The 4779-nt window shown below is 60.6% G+C and carries 6 protein-coding genes; 5 read left to right on the forward strand and 1 reads right to left on the reverse strand.

Features of this window, described 5'->3' with window-relative positions:
• Window positions 1–798: complex I subunit 1/NuoH family protein (locus ACPYOI_RS34930; RefSeq protein ID WP_481424063.1), on the reverse strand; the 798-nt coding region annotated here is incomplete at its 3' end.
• 396 nt (window positions 799–1194) lie between these two features.
• On the opposite strand from ACPYOI_RS34930, the gene ACPYOI_RS34935 reads away from it, so the two are divergent.
• The 5 genes from ACPYOI_RS34935 to ACPYOI_RS34955 form a co-directional block, all read left to right on the forward strand.
• A complete protein-coding gene (locus tag ACPYOI_RS34935; protein WP_481418475.1) occupies window positions 1195–2217 on the forward strand; it encodes a LacI family DNA-binding transcriptional regulator in 1023 nt (340 codons plus the stop codon).
• A 118-nt stretch (window positions 2218–2335) separates the two neighbouring features.
• The gene (locus tag ACPYOI_RS34940; RefSeq protein ID WP_481418474.1) at window positions 2336–3004 is read left to right on the forward strand and encodes an amino acid ABC transporter permease; all 669 of its coding nucleotides are present in this window, start codon (window positions 2336–2338) and stop codon (window positions 3002–3004) included.
• A 14-nt stretch (window positions 3005–3018) separates the two neighbouring features.
• Window positions 3019–3681, forward strand: coding sequence for an amino acid ABC transporter permease (locus ACPYOI_RS34945; RefSeq protein ID WP_481418473.1), 663 nt, complete (start codon window positions 3019–3021; stop codon window positions 3679–3681).
• Window positions 3682–3732: 51 nt separating this feature from the next.
• Window positions 3733–4536, forward strand: coding sequence for a transporter substrate-binding domain-containing protein (locus ACPYOI_RS34950; RefSeq protein ID WP_481424064.1), 804 nt, complete (start codon window positions 3733–3735; stop codon window positions 4534–4536).
• A 21-nt stretch (window positions 4537–4557) separates the two neighbouring features.
• The coding region (locus tag ACPYOI_RS34955; RefSeq protein WP_481424065.1) for an ATP-binding cassette domain-containing protein at window positions 4558–4779 on the forward strand (222 nt) is incomplete at its 3' end.

Below are 4779 nucleotides of genomic sequence, written 5' to 3' on the forward strand. Positions count from 1 at the left end.
GTTCCAGCCGCCGAAGAACAGGATCACCACGAGGACCGACACCAGCAATACGATGGCATATTCGCTGATCATGAAGAATGCAAAGCGGATACCGCTGTATTCGGTATGGAACCCGGCGCCCAGATCGCCTTCGGCTTCCGCCAGGTCGAAGGGAATGCGCTGCGCCTCCGCCAGTCCGGCGACGAAGAACACGAAGAAGCCGATCGGCTGGTAAACGATGTTCCAGACCTCGGATTGCGCGCGCACGATATCAAGCAGGCTCATGGATTGAGCCAGCATGACCACGCCGATGACAGCGAAACCCATCGGGATTTCGTAGCTGATCATCTGCGCGCAGGTTCTGAGGCTGCCCAGAACAGCGTATTTGCTGTTGGCCGCCCAGCCGCCGAAGATAACGCCATAGACCTCGATCCCGATCACCGCGAAGACGAAAAGCAGCCCCACATTCATGTTGGAGACATAAAGCGTGATCTCGTTGCCGAGCACCGAGACGCTTTCGCCGAAGGGGATCGCCACGAACACTACAAAAGGCGGCGCGAGCGCCAGGATCGGTGCGAGTTTGAAGAGGAAGCGGTCGGCCTCGGCCGGAATATGGTCTTCTTTGGTCAGGAGCTTGATGCCGTCCGCCACCGGCTGCAGCAGCCCGTGCCAGCCGACGCGCATCGGCCCCAGCCGCTGCTGCATGTGTCCGGCGATCTTGCGTTCCAGCCAGGTGAGCGGCAAGGGCAGCAGCAGCAGGAGCGCAATCAGCAGCGCGACCTTGAAAACGATCAGGCCAAGGGCGACGATGAGCTCCATATCCGCGCCTATTCGTTCGGCTGTTGAAACGCGACCGGACTTTGGCTCCGGCTATACACTGAGCACTTTGCGCATATGTCAGGTGCCTAAAGTACAACGGCGGCGCAGCACCTGCAATGCCATCACAGGCAGGTCGTCGCCGCTTCCGAGGATCGCCATGCCGTCAGCTGAACTTCGTCCCAATGTGCTCGACCGTTCAGCTTCGACTCCCGCCAGTCGAGATCGTCTTCCGCTGGACACGATTGGCTATTTGATGTTCGCGCCCGCAGAGGGTAGACCGTCAACCGAGCCTGTCGGCTGTGACCAGTGAAGCGTGCCAGCCCTCCCGTAGCGTTTGCCCGACTTCCGTTGTCGACTATAGTTCTCTCCACACACTCCCTTTCGCATCGGTACTCAATGTCCTTTGAAGAACGAAAAAAGACTCGCGTCACGCTCGTCGATGTCGCGCGACAGGCAAACGTCTCCCGCGCGACCGCGTCTCTTGTTCTCCGCAAGAGCCCGCTGGTCGGCAGCGAGACGCGCATGCGCGTCGAGCAGGCGATGCGAGACTTGGGGTATGTCTACAATATCGGCGCGGCACGATTACGCGTCGAACGCAGCCAGATCATCGGCGCCATCGTCCCGAACCTCACCAATCCCTTCTTTGCAGAGCTCCTGTCAGGCATCGAGGAAGTCATCGGCGCGACCGGCAAGGTGGTAATCCTCGCCAACAGCGGGGATCAGGTCGAGCGGCAGGAAATGCTCCTGCGGCGCATGCGCGAACATGGCGTCGATGGGGTCATTCTCTGCCCGGCCGCACGCACGGAATCCGCGCTCTCCGATCAGATAGCCGATTGGGGCATGCCGGTCGTGCAGGTCTTGCGCCATATTTCCCTCGGCCTGGATTATGTCGGAGTCGATTACGCCGCGGGCATGCGTCAGGCGGTGGACTATCTGGCGTCGCTCGGTCACGAGAAGATCGCCTTTGCCGTCCTTGGCCCGATCCACTCGGCTTATCAGGAACGCGTGGACGGATTCCGCGACGCCATGCTGTCACGGAATCTCGATCCCCGCATCCTCATCCATTTTCCAACGCAACTCGGCGAAATTGCTAACGCGACCCACCTTCTTTTCGATCAGGCAACACGGCCAACGGCGGTGATCTGCTTCAATCATATCGTGGCGCTAGGTCTCGCGGCCGGCCTTCATGACCGCGGGCTGACAATCGGCCGCGATCTTTCGCTCGTTGGCTTCGACGACGTGGCGGATGCCGAGGCCATCCGGCCAAAGCTCACGTCGGTCGCGACCGGCCCCGTGGCCATCGGCGAAATGGCGGCGCGCCTCCTTGTCGAGCGTATCGGCAATCCGGACTTGCCTCCACGCCGCGTGGTGAACGACACTACCCTGCACATTCGCCAATCCTGCGGTCGGCCTGACTAAAAATTGGACGATCATTTGCGGGTTGACGCCTGTGAAGAAACATTTTAGATCGATCTAAGTGACAAGGACGCGAGGAGGCGCGACGTCCGTCTTGGTAATTTGGGGAGGATATCCCGGCATGTACGAGTTCAATTTCACGCCTGTACTTGCAGGCCTCGATCAGCTGCTGCTCGGCGCTTGGCTGACAATTCAGCTTTCCTGCGCAGCGATGATCCTCGGACTGATCCTTTCGATCTTCTGCGCCTGGGGCAAGACATCCGGGATTGGGCCGCTGCGCTGGGTGATCGACGCCTACGTGGAGATCATCCGCAACACGCCCTTTCTCGTGCAGATCTTCTTCATCTTCTTCGGCCTGCCGTCCCTGGGGCTTCGTCTGACGCCAAACAGCGCGGCGCTTCTGGCACTCGTCGTGAATTTCGGCGCTTATGGTACCGAGATCATCCGTGCGGGCATCGAGTCTATCCAGAAGGGCCAGGTGGAGGCGGGCACGGCGCTCGGCCTCTCCAAGCTGCAGATCTTCCGCTACATCATCATGAAGCCGGCCCTGCGCACGGTCTATCCATCGCTCACCAGCCAGTTCATCTATCTGATGCTGACCTCCAGCGTCGTCTCGGCGATCTCTGCCGATGACCTTGCTGCCGCCGGCAATGACCTGCAGTCGGCGACCTTTGCGAGCTTCGAGGTCTATATCGTCGTGACGCTGATTTACCTTGGCATGTCCGTGGGTTTCTCGACGATCTTCTCGGCGATCGAGAAGGCCGCCTTCAAATATCCGCTGAGCCGATAAGGGGAGACTGACCAATGCCGCTTATCAGACCCTTCGGCTGGAACGAATTCTGGATCATCGTCATTGCGGCGCAGTGGACGATCGCGCTCTCGGCGATCGCCTTTGCGGGCGGCGGCATTGGCGGCCTGTTCATTGCGCTCGTGCGCGTCTCCGACACGAAATGGCCGCGGCTCATTGCAACGGGCTTCATTCGTATCTTCCAGGGCACGCCGTTGCTGATGCAGCTCTTCCTGGTCTTCTTCGGGCTCAACATCCTGGGCTTCGGCATCAATCCCTGGATTGCGGCTGCCTTCGCCTTCACGCTGCATGCCAGTGCGTTCCTCGGTGAAATCTGGCGCGGCTGCATCGAGGCGGTGCCATCAGGTCAGCGGGAGGCTGCCACCGCACTCGGCCTGCGCTATTACAACCGCATGCGGTACGTGATCCTGCCGCAGGCGACGAAGATCGCTGTCGCGCCGACGGTTGGCTTCCTCGTGCAGCTCATCAAGGGCACATCGCTTGCAGCGATCATTGGCTTTACCGAGTTGACCCGTCAGGGCCAGATCATCAACAACGCGACCTTCAGCCCTTTCCTGGTCTTTTCCACGGTGGCTGCGGTCTATTTCGTGCTGTGCTGGCCGCTCTCCGTTCTGGCACGCCGTATGGAATTGAGATTCTCCCGCGCGACGACACGCTAACGGGCCCGCGCCGGAGGGAGGTTAACCCGGCATAACTGAAAGGGAAGGAACATGAATATTTCGAGACGCATGATGATGGCCGCGATTGGCGCGGGCCTGATGGTCGGCGCCATGGCCTCAACGGCCGCCGCTCAGACCGTCGAAAGCATCAAGTCCGCGGGGACCGTGAAGATCGGCATGCTGGTCGACTTCCCGCCCTTCGGCATCATGAACACTGCTAACGAACCCGACGGTTATGACGCCGACGTCGCCAAGCTGCTCGGCAAGGAATGGGGCGTGAAGGTGCAGATCGTGCCGGTCACCGGTCCGAACCGCATTCCCTACCTGCAGAGCAACCAGGTCGACCTGCTCGTCGCCTCGCTCGGGATCACCGAGGAGCGCGCCAAGAGCGTCGACTTCTCGCAGCCCTATGCCGGCATTTCCATCGGCGTTTTCGGCGCGAGCGACGCAAAGGTTTCCAAGCCGGAAGACCTCTCCGGCAAGACGATCGGCGTGGCGCGCGCGTCGACGCAGGACACTGCGGTAACCAAAATCGCGCCGAAGGATGCCAAGATTCAGCGCTTCGATGACGATGCCAGCGCTGTGCAGGCTCTCCTCTCGGGGCAGGTCGAAGTGATCGGCGTCTCCAACGTCGTCGCCGCCCAGATCGAAAAGGCCGCTCCGGGCCACTTCGAGCAGAAGCTTCAGCTCAGCCAGCAAGTTCAGGGCATTGCCGTTCGCAAGGGTTCGACCGAACTGCTGGCGGCGGTGAACGCCTTCATCGACAAGGTCAAGGCAGACGGCGAACTCAACGATATCCACCAGAAGTGGCTGGATGCTCCGCTGCCGGACTTCGTGGCGACTGCAAAGAAGTAAGTATCGAAGGGAGTTCCTCGCATGACTGAGGCTAAAGCAAACGCATTGGGCGCCGGCGTGCGGGGAGCTTCCGATCTGGCCGTGCGCATGGAGGGCGTCGACAAATGGTATGGCGGCTTCCACGCGCTGAAGGACATCGAGCTTTCGGTTAACCGGGGGGAGCGGATCGTCATCTGCGGTCCTTCCGGTTCCGGCAAGTCGACGCTGATCCGCTGCATCAACCAGCTCGAGACGATCCAGAAG

The organism is Rhizobium sp. SVR5-2C (assembly GCF_056755115.1).

What these genes read in the sequence shown, in the direction of transcription:
- ACPYOI_RS34935 (WP_481418475.1), top strand. Translation starts at nt 1,195, where the DNA reads ATGTCCTTTGAAGAACGAAAAAAGACTCGCGTCACGCTCGTCGATGTC.
- ACPYOI_RS34940 (WP_481418474.1), top strand. Translation starts at nt 2,336, where the DNA reads ATGTACGAGTTCAATTTCACGCCTGTACTTGCAGGCCTCGATCAGCTG.
- ACPYOI_RS34945 (WP_481418473.1), top strand. Translation starts at nt 3,019, where the DNA reads ATGCCGCTTATCAGACCCTTCGGCTGGAACGAATTCTGGATCATCGTC.
- ACPYOI_RS34950 (WP_481424064.1), top strand. Translation starts at nt 3,733, where the DNA reads ATGAATATTTCGAGACGCATGATGATGGCCGCGATTGGCGCGGGCCTG.